Origin of the sequence: Pseudoalteromonas sp. CF6-2 (genome assembly GCF_021729425.1) — a bacterium.
GTDB lineage: Bacteria > Pseudomonadota > Gammaproteobacteria > Enterobacterales > Alteromonadaceae > Pseudoalteromonas > Pseudoalteromonas arabiensis.
Genome location: NZ_CP091442.1, coordinates 1,970,218 through 1,990,703, shown reverse-complemented (window position 1 = coordinate 1,990,703; position 20,486 = coordinate 1,970,218). Strand labels below are relative to the sequence as shown.

At 36.8% G+C, this 20,486-nt stretch carries 18 protein-coding genes; 14 read left to right on the top strand and 4 right to left on the bottom strand.

Annotated elements, in window-relative coordinates:
- Positions 1-12: 12 nt before the first annotated feature.
- A complete protein-coding gene (locus L3Q70_RS09210; protein ID WP_193988899.1) occupies positions 13-792 on the top strand; it encodes a YchF/TatD family DNA exonuclease in 780 nt (259 codons plus the stop codon).
- Positions 792-2,648 (top strand): alkaline phosphatase D family protein, encoded by a 1,857-nt coding sequence (locus L3Q70_RS09205; protein WP_237115256.1) that lies wholly within the window; start codon positions 792-794, stop codon positions 2,646-2,648. The genes L3Q70_RS09210 and L3Q70_RS09205 overlap by 1 nt, the downstream gene beginning before the upstream one ends.
- A 62-nt stretch (positions 2,649-2,710) precedes the next feature.
- Here L3Q70_RS09205 and L3Q70_RS09200 read toward each other — a convergent pair whose 3' ends face one another.
- From L3Q70_RS09200 to L3Q70_RS09185, 4 genes are all read right to left on the bottom strand, one after another.
- Positions 2,711-4,021 carry an O-antigen ligase family protein gene (locus tag L3Q70_RS09200; RefSeq protein WP_193988898.1) on the bottom strand — a complete coding sequence of 437 codons (1,311 nt, stop codon included), beginning with the start codon at positions 4,019-4,021 and terminating at the stop codon, positions 2,711-2,713.
- Positions 4,022-4,085: 64 nt separating this feature from the next.
- Complete coding sequence (locus L3Q70_RS09195; protein WP_062569225.1) at positions 4,086-4,631, bottom strand: hypothetical protein; 546 nt, start codon at positions 4,629-4,631, stop codon at positions 4,086-4,088.
- Positions 4,632-4,652: 21 nt separating this feature from the next.
- A complete protein-coding gene (locus L3Q70_RS09190; protein ID WP_237114143.1) occupies positions 4,653-6,659 on the bottom strand; it encodes an EAL domain-containing protein in 2,007 nt (668 codons plus the stop codon).
- Complete coding sequence (locus tag L3Q70_RS09185) at positions 6,643-7,341, bottom strand: transglutaminase-like cysteine peptidase (protein ID WP_193988895.1); 699 nt, start codon at positions 7,339-7,341, stop codon at positions 6,643-6,645. The genes L3Q70_RS09190 and L3Q70_RS09185 overlap by 17 nt, the downstream gene beginning before the upstream one ends.
- A 259-nt stretch (positions 7,342-7,600) precedes the next feature.
- Between L3Q70_RS09185 and L3Q70_RS09180 the strand changes: the two genes are divergently transcribed.
- The 12 genes from L3Q70_RS09180 to L3Q70_RS09125 all read left to right on the top strand — a co-directional run bounded on the left by L3Q70_RS09180 (position 7,601) and on the right by L3Q70_RS09125 (position 20,429).
- Positions 7,601-8,320 carry a sugar phosphate nucleotidyltransferase gene (locus L3Q70_RS09180; protein ID WP_346657782.1) on the top strand — a complete coding sequence of 240 codons (720 nt, stop codon included), beginning with the start codon at positions 7,601-7,603 and terminating at the stop codon, positions 8,318-8,320.
- A gap of 82 nt (positions 8,321-8,402) precedes the next feature.
- Positions 8,403-9,746 (top strand): UDP-glucose/GDP-mannose dehydrogenase family protein, encoded by a 1,344-nt coding sequence (locus tag L3Q70_RS09175; RefSeq protein ID WP_237114142.1) that lies wholly within the window; start codon positions 8,403-8,405, stop codon positions 9,744-9,746.
- Positions 9,747-9,761: 15 nt separating this feature from the next.
- Entirely contained in the window at positions 9,762-10,589 is an 828-nt protein-coding gene (locus L3Q70_RS09170) for a glycosyltransferase family 2 protein (RefSeq protein ID WP_237114141.1), read from the top strand.
- Positions 10,590-10,693: 104 nt separating this feature from the next.
- Positions 10,694-11,011: a DapH/DapD/GlmU-related protein gene (locus L3Q70_RS09165; protein ID WP_228074465.1), complete on the top strand. Its 318-nt coding sequence runs from the start codon at positions 10,694-10,696 to the stop codon at positions 11,009-11,011.
- Positions 11,004-11,456 (top strand): hypothetical protein, encoded by a 453-nt coding sequence (locus L3Q70_RS09160; RefSeq protein ID WP_062569218.1) that lies wholly within the window; start codon positions 11,004-11,006, stop codon positions 11,454-11,456. The genes L3Q70_RS09165 and L3Q70_RS09160 overlap by 8 nt, the downstream gene beginning before the upstream one ends.
- Positions 11,456-11,962, top strand: a complete 507-nt coding sequence (locus L3Q70_RS09155) for a glycosyltransferase (protein ID WP_193988892.1) — start codon at positions 11,456-11,458, stop codon at positions 11,960-11,962. Before L3Q70_RS09160 ends, L3Q70_RS09155 begins: the two co-directional genes overlap by 1 nt.
- Positions 11,963-12,056: 94 nt before the next feature.
- Positions 12,057-13,130 (top strand): hypothetical protein, encoded by a 1,074-nt coding sequence (locus tag L3Q70_RS09150; RefSeq protein WP_157066197.1) that lies wholly within the window; start codon positions 12,057-12,059, stop codon positions 13,128-13,130.
- Positions 13,123-14,295 (top strand): O-antigen ligase family protein, encoded by a 1,173-nt coding sequence (locus tag L3Q70_RS09145; protein ID WP_237114140.1) that lies wholly within the window; start codon positions 13,123-13,125, stop codon positions 14,293-14,295. The genes L3Q70_RS09150 and L3Q70_RS09145 overlap by 8 nt, the downstream gene beginning before the upstream one ends.
- Entirely contained in the window at positions 14,292-16,199 is a 1,908-nt protein-coding gene (locus tag L3Q70_RS09140) for a sialate O-acetylesterase (RefSeq protein WP_062569214.1), read from the top strand. The genes L3Q70_RS09145 and L3Q70_RS09140 overlap by 4 nt, the downstream gene beginning before the upstream one ends.
- 11 nt (positions 16,200-16,210) lie before the next feature.
- On the top strand, positions 16,211-17,257 hold the full coding sequence (locus tag L3Q70_RS09135; protein ID WP_237114139.1) for an acyltransferase: 1,047 nt from the start codon (positions 16,211-16,213) through the stop codon (positions 17,255-17,257).
- A 456-nt stretch (positions 17,258-17,713) separates the two neighbouring features.
- Positions 17,714-19,942 carry a choice-of-anchor A family protein gene (locus tag L3Q70_RS09130; protein ID WP_237114138.1) on the top strand — a complete coding sequence of 743 codons (2,229 nt, stop codon included), beginning with the start codon at positions 17,714-17,716 and terminating at the stop codon, positions 19,940-19,942.
- Positions 19,943-20,030: 88 nt separating this feature from the next.
- Positions 20,031-20,429 (top strand): 3-phosphoshikimate 1-carboxyvinyltransferase, encoded by a 399-nt coding sequence (locus tag L3Q70_RS09125; protein WP_237114137.1) that lies wholly within the window; start codon positions 20,031-20,033, stop codon positions 20,427-20,429.
- Positions 20,430-20,486 lie beyond the last annotated feature (57 nt).

The following is a 20,486-nucleotide window of genomic DNA, read 5'->3' as shown; positions in this document are numbered from 1 at the left end:
AAAAGTTGTACCATGATTGTAGATTCACATTGTCATTTAGACCGCCTTGATTTCGATAAACTCGACCTAAACTTAGACCAAGTATTAGATAGTGCTCGCGCTAAGAAAGTTGAACACTTTTTATGTGTAAGTGTAACTTTAGACCAGTTTCCAAGTATGCTGGATAAAATTAAGAACTATCCTGATGTTTCTGCATCATGTGGTGTTCATCCCCTTGATCAAAAAGATGCGCTTGATAAGCAAAAACTGATCAATCTTGCCAGTCATGAAAAAGTTGTTGCGATTGGGGAAACAGGGCTTGATTATTATTACTCAAAAGATACTCATCTTGTTCAACAAGAAAGTTTTGTTGGCCACATTGAGGTTGCAAATGAGCTTAATAAACCACTTATTATTCATACCCGAGATGCTCGAGAAGACACCATCAATTTAATGCGAGCACACAACGCAGAAAAATGCAGTGGCGTATTACACTGCTTTACAGAAAATTGGGATATGGCCAAAAAAGCCATTGATATGGGCTTTTATATTTCAATTTCGGGTATTGTAACCTTTAAAAATGCTGTTGAGTTAAAAGACGTTGTTAAGCAAATTCCGCTTGACCGTTTATTAATAGAAACAGATTCTCCTTATTTGGCGCCAGTCCCATATCGTGGTAAAACAAATCAACCTGCTTACGTTGAAGATGTTGCTTATTATATTGCACAGCTGAAAGGTCTTAGTTTTAACGAGTTAGCCGAAGCAACAACCAACAACTTTTATTCGTTGTTTAAGCAAGCTAAGAGGGCTTGATAGTGAGCGGTGTATCGAATTTACCTCAGTTAATAATGGGGCCAATGGTACGCCGAGCAGATGCAGGGCGAGTGTGCTTTCAGTTTGTTACCACCACGCCTTGCCAATACCGAATTGAGTTTACAGCTGTTGAAACTTTTTCTAACTTTGAGTCTATCCAACTTGGGCAAAATATCTATTTAAACTTCATCAATGTAATGCCTGCCAGTGGCGAATTTGCGGTAGACTCACTGATTTATTACTCGTTACATGATAAAGAAAAAAGCCTTGATTTGTCAGCATATTGCTATGAACGTGCGGAATCTCCTGCATTTGTGATCCCTAATAGGCTCGATAGAATTCTTCATGGTTCGTGCCGTAACCCTCATCACCCCGCAAAAGACAGTCTCGTTGCCGCAGATAATTGGCAAAGTGAACAGCGTGATTCACTTAATGCGGGTGCTGACCTATTACTTTTATCTGGCGATCAAATATACGCGGATGATGTTGCAGGGCCCATGCTACTCGCGATTGAGAAAGTGATTAGCTTATTTGGTGTATTTGAAGAGCCAAAGCTTGATTTAGCGCTACCTGAAGGTTTTGAGCAGCAACTTTACAAACGTCATTTATACTTGCCTAAAGTGCCTTGGCAGAAACGCAGTAAATTTGGTGTTGGTTATTGGCTTAAAAAGGATGAACCACATTTTTCAAGTTTAAAAGCCGAAAACCACTTAATTCATTTTCAAGAATTTATAGCACTTTATTTACTGAACTTCAGCGCGGTTACTTGGCAATTAATTAACTTTGAATCAATCGAATGTCCTGCATTGCCCCCTAAATGCGCTAATTTATTTAAACTTGAGAAGCAAGCACTTGTTGGGTTCGCAGAGGGTCTTAGCCAAGTGGAAAGGCTGTTGGCTAATGTGTCTACATTAATGATGTTCGATGATCATGATGTTACGGATGATTGGAACTTAACAGCAGGGTGGGAGCAAGCCATTTATCAGCACCCAGCCAGTAGGCGTATTGTAAATAATGGCTTAATTAGTTACTGGTTAATGCAAGGGATTGGTAATGATGCCGGTGACAAAACATTTGATCTTTTATCTGCATTTAAGCGCAGCTTTTCAACTAATCAATGGAATTTTAAGGGGTTCGATAAGCACATTTTAGATTTTAATCATTGGCACTATGAACTAAATACCATACCCAAAGTGGTGGTACTGGATACCCGAACTCACCGTTGGCGCAATGAGCAAAACTTTAATGAACCTTCAGGATTACTTGATTGGGAGAGGCTTACTGAATTAGAAGAAAGCTTATTATCTCATGATAAAGTGATTATTGTTTCCCCAGCCCCTGTGTTTGGTGTTAAATCAATTGAAGCAATCCAAGCGATTTTTAATTTTTGTGGTCAGCCTTTACTTGTCGATGTAGAAAATTGGATGGCCCATGAGGGCTCTGCCAAAAAGTTGTTGGATACATTCCGTCGTGAAGATACGCCAAAAGAAACCTTGATTCTTTCTGGTGATGTACATTACTCCTTTTGTTTTTCCGTGCAAAAGCGCTTTGGTAAACATAAAAACCGTATTTGGCAGCTAACTGCAAGTGGCATTAAAAATGAATTTCCTCGAAAGCTTATCAATGTGTTAGATAAACTAGATTCAATTCTCTATGCGCCGAAAAGCCCACTTAACTTCTTTACTAAACGCTGGCAAATGGAAGTTGATAAGCACAAAACGAAAGGAGAAGGGCAGAAGTACTTGGTTAGTGATGCGGCGATCAGTTTAATTGAGCTCGACAGTGGTTTATTAAAACGCTACGAGCTCATTCATGCTGATAATCGCATCACAGAGTTTGATTTAGAAGAGCAGTAATTTGAGTGAGCGAGTTCTATCGACTCAGCAAATTTATCGAATTGATATCGATTATAACCTTTCTACTTTTTTCTTTCTCGCTTCGGTGCAGGCAATTGATTAGTTAATATAGCTAAACATAAAATAACTATAAACATGATTGAGTTTGCACCAGCTTGCAGTGAGTAGTCGACTGATGAATGTAGCATCATTGCGACAATAGCTGTAGCGCAGCCAAAAGCAACACCTTGATACAATGCTGTTTTGCGAGTTCGCATTGTATTGATGCATAACCACAAGCAATACAAAACAAGACCTCCTAACAATAACGTTGTAGGTATGCCTAGCTCAACTGCAAACTGTACGTAATCGTTATGGGCGTTGTCGTAGTATCCAGAGTAAGGCTGAGATTGGTATGCAGGGAACGCCGTATAGAATGTACCACCACCAGAGCCAAGCAATGGTTTATCTAAAATAAGTGGCACTGAATCGCGAACTACTTCATCACGTGTTTCAGATTGTAAGCTGGTTTCACTTATGCGTTGCTTGACTTTTTCGACATCAAAGATTGCCCCAACTACAATTAAATCAATTATAAAAAAACTAATGATAAGTGGCTTAAATGCTTTGGGCTTTTGCTTATAAGTAAATAATGCTAATAAGCTAACTATGATAAGCGCAATAAAAAATGCCGAATTACCCATACGGCTTCGAGTCAAAATCAGCGCCACAATAATGATAATTAAAGATATACGCAAGATTATTTTAGAGCTTAGTAGTATTTCAGCCAGCGCACGTAATCTTTGTTTAAAAGAGAGCTTATAGCTGTTTTTTGTACGGTTTAATTCACTAATCAATAGACCAATTCCTAGGCATAAACACAGAGCTAAATAATTAGCTAAAAAATTAGAATAAGTAAACGTGCCGATGGCGCGATCTGTGTGTTTATAACCAAAGAAGGGGCTTGCTATGTTTGGTGATAAATTTAAGTAGGTAGCATATAAAGCCTGAAAAACACCTGCGAAAATGACAATGTAAATTAACTTTTTAATCCTTTCTGCGCTATTGCAATAAATAAATATTAACCAGCTTAACATAAGCAAAAATGTGCTTTTTAATAACATTTGTTTAGTTTGAAATGGATCAATACTAATACTTAACAGCTGAAGCAAGCATACTAAAATGACCACACTTAAGCTTAAAAGTATAGGCCAACCATAACGGGGAGGTAATAGCATTTGGTCACTATTTAAAGCACTGTTAGCAAGGTGTGTAACAAAATTAAAGCAGATTAAAATGCCAATAGCTAAAACTGCCCATGGCCGGTAACTACCTAAGGGTAGAGGAAGTAAAAATAGGATTAGACAAATGAAGAAGAAAATAAAACGATTCAAAATATACTCGAACAAAGTAAAAACGCAGCCGATTGGCTGCGTTTGCATATACTAATAGTACAGATTAATTAGCGACTTCAGAAATACCAGCGTCCCCACCTGTACCACCTGCACCAGGAGGTGTAGGCAGAGTCGGTAAGCTAACTACCGGTGCAGCAGTCGTGCCAGCACCAGGGCCTGCTGCTGTTGCTTCTGAAGCGACAGTTGGATCAATACCTGCAGTGATTGCAGAGAGTGTGATTGCATCACTATCAAAACCTGCATCTGAAAGTGCCGCTAAGAAGTCAGGAACCAACGGGCTATCAGCACCAAAGTTTGCAACAACGGCCGCAACCATTGCATCCATATCTGCAGAACCACACGCACCATTGAGTAGCTCTTCGTCTAATTTAACTTCTTCTTTGTTCTTACAAATCTGTCTAACCGCTTCAACTAAATCTTCACGTAATTGCTCTGCAGACGTATCTGTTGTTGCGTTATTAAGAATGTCAATAATGTTATTTACGCTCACTTCTTGAACTACAGCATCATTGTCCGTTTGTGCGTAGGTTGGAAGAGCTGTAATAGCAGTTGCGCTAGCGACTAAGCCAGCTAGAATTAATTTTTTCATTTCTCGTCCCTTGGTTGAGTACTAATTGCAAAATTTTAGCGCATCGGCGCAAAAAGTAAACTCTTTATTCACGCCATTAGTATTAGATTTAATAATTTTTGATGGAGGCAGTATCAAATTACCTTGTACACCATCGCATCCTAAGTTCTCAAGTATTTCTAAAGTATCAGCTTTTTCAACTAAACAGGCTAAAACTTTAATACCAAAACCGTGGCAAATATTATTAACGGTTTGGATATAAAACTGGCTTTGTGGGTTAGTAATTAAATCTTGAATATAGCTACCATCGATTTTAACATATTCTATATCAAGACCTTGTAAATACTTGAATGAGGTCAAACTTGTGCCAAAGTGCTCAATACATACCCCAATACCCAGCTCTTTAATAGCATCTATATGTAAAGATGCTACATGTACATTATAAAGTAAGCTTATTTCGTGAAGCTCAAATAGCAAATTAGTTTTAATAACCGGCTTAGTTTCGGAGAATAAAGTTAACCACTCTATAAAGCTTGTTGAATACAACGAAGCCTTACTGATATTTAATGCAAAGACTTCATCTGGGTATCGTTCTTTAATATTGACAAAGTTCAGTATAATTTTTTTATCGAGTTCTTCAGTTAGATTTAACTTTTCAGCCATAGCAAATAAGTGCGCATTATTTACCTTTTCGCCTTCGTGAATGAAATGTGCAAAAACTTCAAAATAACATAGAGAATTAGTCTTGTTGGCTTGTTTTACTGGTTGAATAGAAAAGCTAACGTCACCTGTAGTTATGATAGTCTTGATCAGTGTTCGCCACTGATTAACGCTAAATAATGACTTTTTATCACTGCAAGTTAAATTATTATCTTCGCCTGTTGTACAACCAGTATCAAGTAAAGAAAGTACTTCACGAATGCTTGCGCCTTTATTAATTGCAACGAGAGACAAGTTAGCATAACCGTTGATATGCAGGCTGTTTTCTTTTTGGCTTAAGTTATCATTAAGGTCTAAACGCACCTTATTAAGAAATACAGAATCGTATGGGGCTAATAGTATGAAAGTACTGCCGTTCAGTCTAAATATTGATGAATTTGGTAGTTCGCTGGCAGACTGCTTGAGCAATTCAGCAGCGTCAATGACGTGTTGGTCGCCGTCATGATAGCTTACTACTTGGTTTATGTTATTCAATGAAGGAAGGGTGAGCATCATTGCCGTTATGGGCGAATCATCCGAGATATTATTTACTACAGAATGAAAGTAATTCTCAAATGACTTGCGGTTACCGAGTCCTGTTATTGAGTCGATGTATACTTCTTCTGTGAGTGTTTGAGTTTGTTTCGTCAATGAATCAAAGGTACTCTGTAAATTTTTAACCATATTGTTAATGGCTTGAGTGACGGTGCGTAACTCACGTGCGACGGGTATCTCTTCATTAAGAGTAAAACGTTTTCGAGTGACTAACTTAGCTTGATTTTCAACTGCTTTTAAAGGCTTGAATACAGCCCGTAAAATTAAAAATGCAACAGCTAAGGATGCAGCAAGTAGTAGGAATGAGCTATATAGGCTACGCAGCATGTGTTGCCATAACGTCAAGTATGATTGGCCAGTATGGCTAGAAACCTCGAGTGTACCTGCAATTACCCAACCACTATTTATTTCAGATTGCATTGTCGGCGCATTTAATTCAAAGAGATTAATGAACCAGTTAGGTACCGACTCAACGCGTTTCGGGTTTTGTAACTGAAATACAACATTATTCTGCACATCAGTAAATTTTATTTCGCTGTAATAGCCAGAATCAAAAATAGCAGTCGCCATAGTTTCTGCAATCATTAGGTTATCATCTTCTAAATAAGGTGATATGGAAAGCCCCAAACTGGTCGCTGTATCTTGCGCATGGCTGGCCATTTGTGTTTGCAGATAATGACGGGTCGTATCTACGTCAGTAAAAACACGTACAAAAAAAGAAATAACTGAAATTAAAATGATCAAGCTATATACTTGGGTTTTTAAGCTCAATCCATCTTTAAAGATTCGAGACATAACTACTAGTTCCTTTATTGTTACTATTGGAAGGTGCAAGCTCACCTTGTTCAATTCTTTCTAGCATGGTATTCCAAGCTGAAACGCCAGTACTATTCTTAACCTTGTTTCCTAAGCCCTTGGATTTGGCCAACCATAGGCCTTGACCGTTAAAACTGTATATCGGTTTTAAGTCGTTACGTTTGTTTGCCGGTACTAATTTTGTATCAAAGTTGTCGAGTACGAGTGGAATTTGGTTAAGTTCTTCGAAGTATATAAGCACCATGTGTGGTTGATTAACTGTACGCTGGCGCACGTACATCAGTCTTATTTTTTCTTCTGGGACGCCGAGTGCTATTAATGTGAAGTATTTAGCAATAACATAGTCTTCGCAATCGCCCATGCCTACACCTAGGCTTTCGAGAGGTGTCGCCCAATAATCTTTTTTCTGCCAAAGCTCTTCATCTGTTTTGTAATTTATATGTTTGTTAAAAAAGTCATTTACTAAATGAATTTTTTGCCATTCGCTTTTATTCGTAGAGTCATCGATAAAATTTAGCCATGTTTTTATTCTGTGATGGCCAGTATCTCCATATAACTGTTTGGCACGGGCAATTATATCGCTGTTACGCAAATGCAATAGCATGTCTTGTGCACAAACAAAAAAAGACACGAATATAATTATGCAAAATCCTATACGCACAATGCCATCTCGAATAAATAAACAGAGGGATTATATTCTTATTAAAAATTAAATGATAGGTTATAAAAAAAGCAAAAGTACGAATGTTAACCTTTTGGTAACAAAAAACAATCTAAAAGGCTTCTTTTTTATATTGAGCCGTTGCACCTGTTGTGTATAATAACGGTCCATATGGATAGTAGCGCTTCAAAGCTCAGCTGAGCCTCATAAGTTCATCAGCGGCTGGCTATGTGGTAAGAAGTAATTAAAAGGATTTCAAGTGAAAGTTTTAAAAGCCGTCTTGCCTCTCGCTGGATTGCGAGCACGAATGTTGTCTGCAACAAAATCAACGCCTAAAGAAGTGCTAGCACTAGTTGACAGACCTCTCATCCAACATATTGTAAACGAAGCTGTTCAAGCCGATATTAAAGAAATTGTACTCCTCTCACACGCTTCAAAAAATAGCATAGAAAATATTTCTGGTATTGAATTTGAAGCCAAGCTAGAGGCGCGCTTAAAGCGTACTGTGCTTGAGAAGGTCCGTTTAATTACCTCTAAAGGGGTGAGTATTATTTCCATACGTCAACCGGAACGATTAGGACTTTGGCATGCAATACTTGAAACTCATGCGATTATTGGCCATAACCCATTCGCTATTTTATTACCCGATGTGATTGTTGGTGAATATAAGCCAAACCTTGAGGTCAATAATTATGGTGAAGTGGACTTTGACGATAAAACAATCAAAGCAGCTGAAAATGCAACTATCACTAACATACTGGAAAAGCCAATCTACGGCGATATCCCTAGTAAAAAAGGTCGATACGCTGTATCACCCGCCATTTGGAATCTATTAGAAACTACTCCTAGAGATCTGGGAGATGAAATTCAATCAACAGAAGGGTTGTTGCAATTACGTCATGTTGAAAGAATTGAAGCATATTATTTAACAGGTAAGTCACATCACTGTGATTCACAATTTTGGTTACATGCTTGCTAACGTAGAGTATGCAATCCGGCCTTATTAGGCGAAGAGTTTATAGAATGTGTATAAGAGCTCATCACATCACAAGAGGGATAAAATGAAAGTAACTTTTTACGGAGTTGGGTATGTTGGCTTGGTTCAAGCCGCAGTTTTTGCTGACGCTGGTCATGATGTGTGTTGTGTGGATATTGATGAAACACGCATAGAAAATCTCAAGAACGGCATAATTCCAATATACGAACCTGGGTTGACGCCTTTAGTCCAAAAGAACTTCGAAGAAGGCCGTTTAACTTTCACTACCGATCCTAAATTTGGGGTTGAGTTTGGTGACTTACAGTTTATTGCTGTTGGAACTCCTCCTGACGAAGATGGTTCTGCAGATTTAAAGTACGTACTAAAAGTAGCGGAGACAATCGCTACTTATATGGAACAGCCCAAAATCATTATTGATAAATCGACGGTCCCTGTCGGCACAGCTGATAAAGTAAAAGAGACTGTACAGTCGATACTTGATCATCGTGAAAGCAATTTAACTTTTTCAGTAGTATCAAATCCTGAATTCTTAAAAGAAGGTGCTGCTGTCAATGACTGTAAGCGCCCAGACCGTATTATTATTGGTACAGACTGCGCTGATACAGAAGAACAGATGCGTGAACTTTATGCACCATTTAATCGAAATCACGAAAAAATTATCGTCATGGATATTAAAAGTGCTGAACTTACTAAATATGCAGCTAACTGTATGCTTGCTACCAAAATTAGCTTTATGAATGAAATGGCAAATATCGCTGAGCGTGTAGGTGCTGATATTGAGCACGTGCGCCATGGTATCGGCTCAGACCCTCGTATTGGTTATCAGTTTATTTATCCTGGCTGTGGTTATGGAGGTTCTTGCTTCCCAAAAGATGTTCAGGCATTGGTGCGAACTACTGACAGCTTAGGCTATGACTCACAAATTTTAAAAGCTGTTGAAGCCGTTAATTATGCGCAAAAGCATAAATTATTCGAATACATTACGAAGCATTTCGGTTTATTAAATAATCCTGATGCTATAAAAGGTAAGGTGTTTGCTTTGTGGGGCTTGAGCTTTAAACCAAACACGGATGACATGCGAGAAGCACCAAGTCGAGTACTTATGGAGCAATTATGGGCTGCCGGTGCAAAAGTGCAAGCATATGACCCTGAAGCGATGGAAGAAACGCAGCGCATATATGGCGCACGAAATGATTTAAGCTTTATGGGAACCAAAGAATCAGCATTAAATAATGCAGATGCTCTCGTTATTTGTACTGAGTGGCAAAATTTTAAAGCACCTGATTTTTCGTTAATAAAGTCATTACTAACAACTCCAGTTATCTTCGACGGACGTAATTTGTTCGAACCTAAGAGGCTAAAAAATAAAGGCTTTAGTTATTATTCTATTGGTCGAAATATTTTATAGTATAAGGGTCTTAAAATGCTGACAGTTATAATACCTGCATATAATGAAGAAAAATGTATTGAAAGGACGTTATCCGAATTAACGAATTTTTCGAGTTTGGAGGTTGAGGTAATTGTCTTGCCAAATGGCTGTATTGATAATACAGCCGAATTCGTTAGAGCAAAATTTCCTTCATTTAAAGTGGTCGAGCTTGATACTGGCTCAAAAATCTTAGCTATAAATAAGGGGCTTGAAATTGCTCAGTTTGAACATGTGCTTGTTCAAGATGCTGACGTGATTATCAGCACAGAAAGTATCAGAAGTATTTTAAAATTTATTGAGAGTGAACAGTATTTGTTTGCCTCACCGACCACTAAAATAGTTCAAGATGGCAGTTTCTTAACTAATTTGTACTACAGTTTTTTGAAACTTACTCCTGCTTACCGAGTTGGAATGGTTAATTCCGGTGCATACCTTATTTCTCCACAGGCACGCGATATTTTAGGAAAGTTTCCACAAGTTATTGCTGATGATGGCTATGTTAAAGGTACCTTAGGTTCAGCTAATTTAACTACGATTCCTTCTTGTTATTCAGTCGTAATGAGTCCAAGAACAATTTGGTCTCTTATTAAAATAAAAACGAGAAGTAAATTAGGCAATATGGAACTAAAGAAGAAGTTTACTTCGCCTACTACAGGCGGTAATAGCTTTTCTTCTTTGTTTAAAATAGCTATCAAAGAGAAAGCGTTATTTCAGTTTTTGATTTATGCGACGGTCATTTCAATAGCGACATTTCGTGCTAAGTTGCAAATTAAAAAATTAAAGACAATTAAATGGGAAAGGGACGAGAGCACAAGAATATGAAAAGATTCATACACGTCTATGTACGACATTTTATACTATCTATTATTACGCTCTGGTATATCCATTTTTATAAAATGAATATACATAAAAGCGTTAGAATTTCATTGAAAGCAAAGCTAGATAAGACAAACCCGAAAGGTGTTCATATAGGAGCGGGGACTTATATTGCATTTGGGTCGGTAATTCTAACTCATGATATGTGCCGAGACATACATAAAGACGTGAGAATAGGTGAAAATTGTTTCATTGGTGGTAACTCAATCATCATGCCAGGCGTTACTTTGGGCGATTCATGTATTGTTGCGGCAGGCGCTGTTGTGACAAAGGATGTAAGTTCAGGGACAATTGTCGCAGGAAATCCTGCTGTTGCCATTCGTACAAATATTAAAACAAAAGCTTTAGGGATATTAATTAATGAGTAAGAAGCTCATAGCAATTGCATCAACGGGTGGTCATTATGTGCAATTGAGTAGAATAATGAAACAAGCTAACTTTAACTCTAATGACATTTTATTTGTGCGCACGAAAGTTAACGCGCACGATACACCTTCTTTTGAGAATGAAAGCTTAATTGAGGATGTGTCAAGAGACACATTAATCCGATCTCCCATAATTGCGTTTCAAATGTTAAAACTCGTCTTAAAGCATAAACCTAAGTGGATAATAACCACTGGCGCGATGCCTGGGTTAATTTCTATTGTAATTGGCCGACTATTACTAAGAAAAACCATGTGGGTTGATAGTATTGCTAATACAAAACAATTATCCGCCTCGGGAAGAATAGCAAAGAAATTTGCTCATAAAACATTAACCCAATGGCCAGATTTAGCTGGTGATAATGTTGAATATAAAGGTCGAGTTATATAATGAAAGTGCTTGTAACTGTGGGTGCGCAATTACCATTTAAACGATTGGTAGAGGCCATTAACGATATAAATAAATCACTAAACTTGGATGTTTTTGCTCAAGTTGGTGAAGACTCGAATGCTTATGATGGTATTCAAGTGGTTGATTTTTTGAGCTCTAATGAGTACAAAGCGAAACTTGATTGGTGTGATATTGTTATTGCTCACGCTGGTATGGGAACCATCATTCAATGTTTAGAGTTGAATAAAAAGCTTATAGTTGTACCGAGGTTGGCTAAATTTGGTGAGCACAGAAATGATCATCAGCTCGATACTATCGCAAGATTTGAACCGTTAACCTCATCAATAAGCTTAATGAGGGTGTGCCGTGATGTAGAAGACTTGCAACAGACCTTAGAGGAAATCGAGAAGCTAAGCGAGAAAAATGATTTCTTCACGACTGAAAAAGAGAAAGATACTGAGAACCTAGGTGTATATATTAAAAAAATGATAGATGATGAAGTATAAATTATCTTTGTTAATTGACTCGCTGTTATCGTCGGGTGCTAATTTTTTAATCACGTTTCTTTTACTTAAGTATGAGGGAAATGAGTCAGTAGTCATGTTTGGTGTTGCTATGACTCTGTCATTAATTTTCTTATCTTTTCAAAGAACAATCGTGCTCATTCCTTTTAATTTAAAAGAAGATAAGTGCAGTAAAGTCAGGATAATAGAGTTTCTAAGTTGTTCATTTTTCCTCTTAGTGCTATTTTTAGTGTTAATTTTCATTAGTACCTATTTTGTTTTTCCATATCAAGAGCAGTGGTTGTTAGCGCCTGTTTTATTCGCCTTTTTGTTTATACATGAATCATTTAGATATCTACTTATGGTGAGTAAGCTGTACTTTTTGCCTGCGTTGGTATCTGTTGTTTTAGTATCTACTTTTGCAGCTTCTTTATTATTTGATGGTTTATCTATAAAGCTCTTGATAAACACTTATTTATGTTTATTTGCGCTAGAGTTAATAGTAATCGCTCTTTTTATTACTTTTAAAAAAGCTAATACCGATGAGCATGAGTTAGACATTTTTTTTTGGTTTCGTGATACAAGAAATTTACTAAATCGAAATGTTCAATCCATTTCTCAATTACTACTCGTACATTCTCCATTTCTATTAGTATCGGCTTTGTATCCAGCAACAGTTTCTTCTGTTCTATTTATAGCTCGATCAGTATTTCAGCCAGTACAAATATTGATCAAATCAGTTGAGGCAATTGATCAAAGAAAACTCGCTAGTATAAAAGATAATGCACACACATTTGTAAAGAGTTTGTTCAAAAAGTATATGCTTATTTCTTTAGCCGCCTCTTTAATTTGTTTATTAATAGCTGTTTATCTATTTCCTGTGGTGTATGGCGAGCAAGCTGTTCCTAAGCTAGGTGATTTATTGTTCTGGGCAGGTATTTTAGTTTGTTTATCATGCTCAAGAAGTGTTGAAATGCTGCTCGTGAAGAAAAATATGTACAAAAAAATGAACTCACTATACCTGTTATCAGGTTTGGGTGTCTTATCTCTTTTACTATTGAATTTGTTTCTTCATTTACAAGTTTCACCATCACTTCATATTTTTATGGGGTGGTTGTTTTTGGCGATTACTTATTATTTGATTGTTATGAAAGGAGTCGATAATGAATAGGGTAAGACTCTTTAACTTATTTCTTTTTTCAATGTTTATTATCTTTTCTTTATTTGTTTTTAGAATACGCGAATACGGAAGTGATAGTGTCGATTTTCAAATCGTTTTAAGACTAATGGCATGGGGAGGAGGTATTTTAATCGCATTTATATATTTTTATAAATTCGGTTTTAGGGTGTCTAACAATCATGAGTTGTTATTTGTTGCTTTTATTCTCTTAGCTATTTTGATGCTCCCTTTTTCAATGCTTCCTTTTCGTAGCTTTGTTGTAGTACTTTCATATGCAGCTTTTTATTTTTATTTTAAGTATGTAAAAAGTAGGTTTGGAGATGACTTTTTACTTTATTCAATTTCCCTGTCATTTTTTATAGTTATTTGTTTTTCTTACTTTTATTATTTGGCTTTGCCCGATTTGGGGAGACACATCTATTGGTTGAATGATGTTTTATTTGTAAGCCCTCGAATGAGTGGCGTTTTCTCTACCTCGAATGCAATGGGGGGATTCTGTGCCGTATATTGCCTGTTCTTGTTACATGCGTTTAATAAGAAAATTATCTCAAAATCTTTCTTTATTATTGCATTTGGGTTGTCTTTGATAGCGTTACTATTGAGTGATAGTAAGACTGCTTTTATATCATTTGTTTTTTCTTCTTTATTTTTATACAGAAGAAATAAGTTTATTCTGTTTGCAATTCTATCAGGTGCAATTTTAACCTCATTATTAATAATATACGCTACATTTGACTTTTATGGCTTCCTTGAACATGTATCTCGCCACGGTGATCCTGAAGAAGTTCTCACTTTCACGGGCAGAACATATATCTGGCCTGCTGTCTTTGATATGGCGCTTGAGCGGCCTTTTACCGGCTATGGTATAGGTGTGACGTCTTTGGCTTTGCCAACGTTAGAAGATATTATAGGTTATACACCCGCTCACGCTCATAACTTAATCTTACAAGCTTTTTTCAGTCTTGGGCTTGGTGGCATGTTATGTATAACTGCAATTCTTGGCTATAATCTGGTTGTAAAATGCAAAAATAGATTGGGTAACTCGATGGCGGTTTATATTGTTATTACCTCTTTATTTGAGGCCTCGTTTTTATCCGGTGTAGCTGGCTATTCTATTATTCCTGTAATCTATATGGTTTTAAGTAAAGAAAAATGAGACGTTATTTAATTTTATTTTTACTTCTTTTTAGCTCATCTAATAGCCTGAGCGCTATTGATGATTATAATTTAGTCTTAGCATCAGGTCAGTCATTAAGTATAGGGCACACTGATCAAGACTTGAATCCGATAATTTTTCCTAATGAAGTTAATCCTAACAACGTCTTTCTGTTTAATGGTGTTAGGACCACTGCACCTCGATATTATCAAAGGTTAGTAGAAAATGACGTAAGATTTTTGGAACCTTTGAAAGATGTGACTAGACAAACACATGCATACTCAATGTTCAAAATGTTGGAATATTTATATGCTCTTGAGAACAAACCTTTCCCTAAGTTTGTTTATGCTCCACATGGTCGTGGAGGGCAAAAGATAAGTAAACTTGAATATGGCACAGAACCATTTGAAAATGGACTTACGATGCTAAGGGCTGCAGAGCGGTTGGCTGCGCAAAGTGGCGAAAGTTTTAATGTCCCTTTTATTACTTGGATACATGGTGAATCTAACGCAAATTCTAATTTACAGGACTATAAGCAAAAGCTTAGTAAGCTCTATAACGCTTATAAAAATAAAATACAAACTACCACTTCTAAAACCCGTAATCCAATATTATTCATGGACCAAACCGGCGTTAGTTATGGGCATGATATTGCTATCTCATTATGGGAGTTTGCGAATGACCATGAAGCTGCCTCTTTAGTCATGCCAAAGTACTTTCTAAATAGAAATTACTTTAATAGGCCTGATGAAAGAACTCACTTAAATACAAAGGGGTATATTTTACAAGGCGAGTATTTTGCGAAAGCTATCTTTTCTACATTTGAATCTAATAAGAAATGGAAACCACTGCAACCAGAGTCTTTAGAAATAGCAAATAATAAAGCTTTTGTGAAATTACATGTTCCAGAAGGAAGTTTGACTATTGATACTCAAACTTTACCTGAAGCACCTGGTTACGGTCTAAAGTATATATCGCCAAATAACATAGAATACATTCCGCAAGTTTCCATACAAGGTGATACGTTAATACTCGAGTTTAATACTACACTCGAGGTGGGGGGGGAAATAGACAGTGGCTTTACCCTAGATGACAGGTATAACACTGCAAATCAGAAAACCCCTGTGACTAATATCAGAGATACGTCGACGTTAATTTCTTCTGTTGATCAGCAACCACTGCATAATTGGCTAGTGCAATTTTCGATAGAGATTACCCCTCAAACTCCCGGCATGTCTTCTTCTGTAAATCCAAGTGGCAACAGTATATGGCATGATGGCGATATCGTCGCTGATATGTCAGAACCCTACTCTATTATCGGCGGAAGCTATAATAACAGGGATTTGAACTATGCTTTATATCGTGTCAGTTTTGATGCTGAAATTGAATCGGGTACGCCAATTTTTTATATCGGAGATTCAAGCATTCCAATTACAAAAGAGGGGGAAAACTCTTTTGTAGCAATCGTTTGTGAACCTACAGAAGATATGGTTTCTGTGGTAAGCACACAAACTATGTTTACCGGAGCGATGCAATCCATTTCTTTAAAACCGATATTATCCGAAACTAACTTTGACCAATATGACGTTGAAGAGCTCGGTGATAATATTTGGCCTAATAATGTGACCGTTGAGAATTATGAAGCAGATGATTTTGTAGTCACTGGAGACTATTTTATCAAAACGAAGTTACAGTACCCGATATATTTACTTGAATATGAAGTCCAAGTGAATGAGGGGTCAGCATATATCAATATTGGCGATTTTCATAAGAGCATCAATGATACGGGAGTATTTTATAGTAGGGTACCTATTTGTAAGCCTGAGTTTGGCCGTTTAAGATTTTCTTCAGGTAAATCAGGCTTTTCAGGGAAAATTAGTAATATTGAAATTGAACCAATTTAAAAGGTCATAGTTTGTTTTATAACTCAATTAATAATTTCCGTGCGATAGCCATTATGTTTATCGTTTTCGGTCATTCTTTCGATGTTTCTGGTGTCGCTTTAGATAGTCTTTGGGAAGTTTTTTTAAGAAACCTGCTATCTGGTGGTACCATTCTTTTTGTTTTCATTTCAGGCTTTCTTTTTGAAGTTGTATTTTTGAGAAAGTTTACTTTTTCTAAGTTTTATTTCTCCAGAGCTTCAAAGCTGATATGGCCATATTTATTATTGTCAATCATACCAATCTGTTTATATATCTATGTAGCTAACCCAATTTCAGATGGCTATTTTCTGCCTAAATCTGAAGGTGCAATATCACAGTTTATGGTACCTTTTCTAAAATATGAAGTAACAGGTCGCTTTATGACCGCTTATTGGTATATTCCTTTTGCGTTACTGTTATTTTTACTCTCGCCATTAGTCGTTCATATACTAAAAAAAGGTTTTACGTTTAAGCTGTCACTGATTCTGATTCTTTCATGCGTGTCAATTTTGATTCATAGACCTGTCGATAATATGAATCACTTGCATTCTGTTGTGTTTTTTTTCCCTGTTTACCTCACCGGTGCTGTGGTATCTCAATGTAGAGAATCCTTGTTAAAGGCATTTCAGGGTAATCGGTTTTGGCTATTATTTTTATTATCGATCAGTTTCACGCTGATCCAGACCTATTTAGGTGATGTGGGAAGCTACCATAAGCCATTTTTTGAGTTCAGAGGCATCGACTTGATGTTTCTACAAAAGCTACTCCTTGCTTTCTTTTTCTTCTTGCTATTAGAAAAGTATTCAAAAAGTAATTTGTTTTTTGACACTCTAGCGAGTACAAGTTTTGCAGTGTTTTTTATACATCCTTATCTAATCTTTATATTTAGAAACTTAAAATTACCGACCCCAGATACGGCGTTATTTCAGTGGCTCTACTTCATTGCTTTATCTATTATGTTTGTGTTACTTAGTATGCTTCTTGCCTTATTCGCGAAAAAATTACTCAATGATAAGAGTAAATACCTCATTGGTTATTGAAAATACAGTTTCATTAGCTTGAAACTGATTCTAAAAACTACCTGGTAAGTATTATCTGAAATAACAAAGAAAAGCTTTAAAACCTGTTGGTGATTGAATTGCTAACAGGTTTTTTAGATGAAAATATGTCTTGTGATTGTTACCTAACAGATAGGTTTACTAAGATCTGCTAAAATTTGGACTATCCCCTTCTTTACATCGTTAACATTTAATTAACTTATAAATAGTGTTTTAGGGTGGGTTTTAAAGGTCTTTTATCCTGCTTTATTACTTAAGTTACTGATTTTTGCGTTTTGTACTTTTTTATGGAACATTAAAATGGTACTTTTGTAGTGTCTTTTGTTTATTTGCATTTAATTTGTATATATAATGTGCTGCAATTAATTAAAGGACATGACTACAAACTGAACACACAGTTTTTGCTGCTATTGACGCACTTTCATTACGAGGGAAATAATGACTAACTCATTACTAAAATTAACAAAGCTAAGCGCAGTGATTGCTATTAGTTTAGCTAGCTCAACAACTTTGGCCGCAGACTTAGGTGTTGCCAATAATTTTTCTGCGTTTGTTTTTGAAGATTTTAAATCTAATTCAGGTCGTGCTGAGGGCGCAATTGCAGCCGGTGAGATAAGTCTGAAAGGATACAGTGTTGGTTATACAAGACCCTACAATGCCGGCGAATATTATTTAATTAGTGAATCTACTATCGCTTTCAAGTCAGGTCGTCAATATGTGGGCAGTATGATCGCCAGCGGTGCTACTGATGTCAACTGGAGTGTTCGGTGGGGCATGCAATGGGGCTCTAAAATCCTATCGAATCAAAGTGAATCTGCTATGCCTTTCAACTTTGATGAGCAAGAACAGTACTATAAAGATTTAAGTGCTGGATTAAGTGAGCTTTCAACAACGGGTACTGTAAAGAGTATGTGGGGCGGCCTTTACTTAGAAGGTGATGGGGACTCTGATAGACAAGTATTCAACTTAGACGCACGGGAGTTTGCTAAGGCACATACCTTCGCTGTGTCAGGGATCCCGCATGGCGCAACAGTCGTTTTTAACATAACCGGCGATGATAATATTGTTGTAAAAGGTAAAAGCTTTGCGAGTTTACATAACCATGCAACTAAAACAGTATTCAACTTTGCGAATGCCAAAAAACTTGATATCAAAGGGAATCGTTGGCAAGGCGTTGTTTTAGCTCCGTTTGCTGATATTAGAGGTGTTCATGGTGTTGCTAAGATGCCAATTATTGGCCAGAGTTTTTATGGTTCAATGACATTGTTAGGCGGTGAATTCAGCGGTGACTTACCTGAAATCGGTGCGCCAGTTTGTAATGATATTGATGTTACTGATAAATGGAGTTGGACTGGCAGTGAGTTTATGCCGGAGTTTGACCAAGTTATTTCAACTCCGATAGCTGTAAATCTAAATGATGATAATGGCGATGGTATAATTGACGAAAAAGATGTGACAGATATCTTGGCTGTAACTTTTAATATTGCTAATTATCGTGCGCAGGGCATTGTTCGAGCGTTTAGCGGTATCGATGGTCAAGAGTTGTGGAAAACTGAAAACTTTGATGGATCTTTTAATTATAAAACAATTAAAGCGAGTTCAACTTACTCTATCGCTGCCGCAGATGTTAATAACGATGGTTTGGTTGAAGTTATAGTAAGAGATTCTACTGATCACAGTTATAAGATTTATAGTAATACTGGCGACTTGATTAAGGCTATTCCTAAAGGGTTTGCATTTGGAAATTCCGCTATATCTGATCTTAATGGTGATGGTTCCGCTGAATTCATTATTGGCAATAACATTGTGAATCTTGATGATGATTCAATCGTTAAGCTTAAAAAGCCTGTGGATTATAATAAGGGCGACTTCGTAATGATTGATTCAATTGCTTTTGATGCAGATCTTGATGGCCAGCAGGAAGTCTTAGTAAATGGTGTTTTATATACTATGGACGGACAAATTCTTTGGAACAAAAATACACAACAAGGCTTTGCTGCAATTGGTAATTTTGATAATGATGCATACCCTGAGATTGTGCTAACTGACTTAGATGGAAGTATTAAGCTTCTAGAACAGGATGGCTCAGTAATTTGGGAGTATCAATCAGATGATTCAGGCGGTGGTGTTCCTTCAATTGGTGATGTTGATGGCGATGGTGAACCAGATATTGTTGTCTCAGGCGGTAAATTAATTAAAGTACTGAATAAAGAGGGCGTTTTAATTAACTCCTTTGCAATTAACGATCCCTCTAGTAAACGCGCTGGTGTCATAACATATGACTTTAATGGCGATGGAAAAGATGAAATCATTAATATAGATGAAACGGGGTTAAATATATTTAGCGCATCAGAAAATAGATTAGTTTATACGTCTAAGCAGTCCTCAGGGACAATTTGGGAGTACCCAATTGTTGTTGATTTAGATGGTGATGGCTCTGGAGAAATTATCTCTGTTTCCAATACATTGCTTTTGCCAAGCGGTGCCACGGGTACTAATGGTATTTCTGTCAAAACGTCAAAAAGCTGTAAATGGTCGCCAGCTACACGTATTTGGAATCAGCATTCCTTTTCTGGTTCGAATATAAACCAAAATGGCTCGTTGCCTTTACAACAAGAAAACAGCTGGGAACAAACAAATACCTTCCGTTCTGGTAATTTGAATTAATTCATTCTAAATGAGCCAATTAACTTTTTTAATTGGCTCATTTTGTTAGAATTGCGCTCGTTTTAAAACGGATTTAAAAAGGTTTATTTTGGCTGATTTACACGATGACCCTGCAATTAGAAGTTTGTTGGAAAGAATGCCAGAGGGTATTCAAAATACATTTACCGATGAACAGTTAGTACATTTGAAAATTGCAATCGGCGCAAGACAATGGGGGAATCACGCAGTTGACCTTAGAGGGGTTGTTAAATTATTTAAATACCGTTATTACTACGTGCTTTTGGCTGGACGAAATAGGCGACAATTAACTCCTCAAGAACAAAAAGTTGCTAAGTTTGGGCAAGCGGTAATTTTAAGCATGGCAGTCTCATTTGTCCTATTAACTATATTGCTAATTTTATATTTGGCTAAATCTGCATTGGGAATTGATATATTTTCTAACTTTTCCTTTGGCCTGTGGGACTGGTTTAACTCCCTGTTAAATTAGAATAGCTAAAGTGGCTGAGAGGGTTAGGTTTTACCGGTCCTTTTTAATTGGTAATTT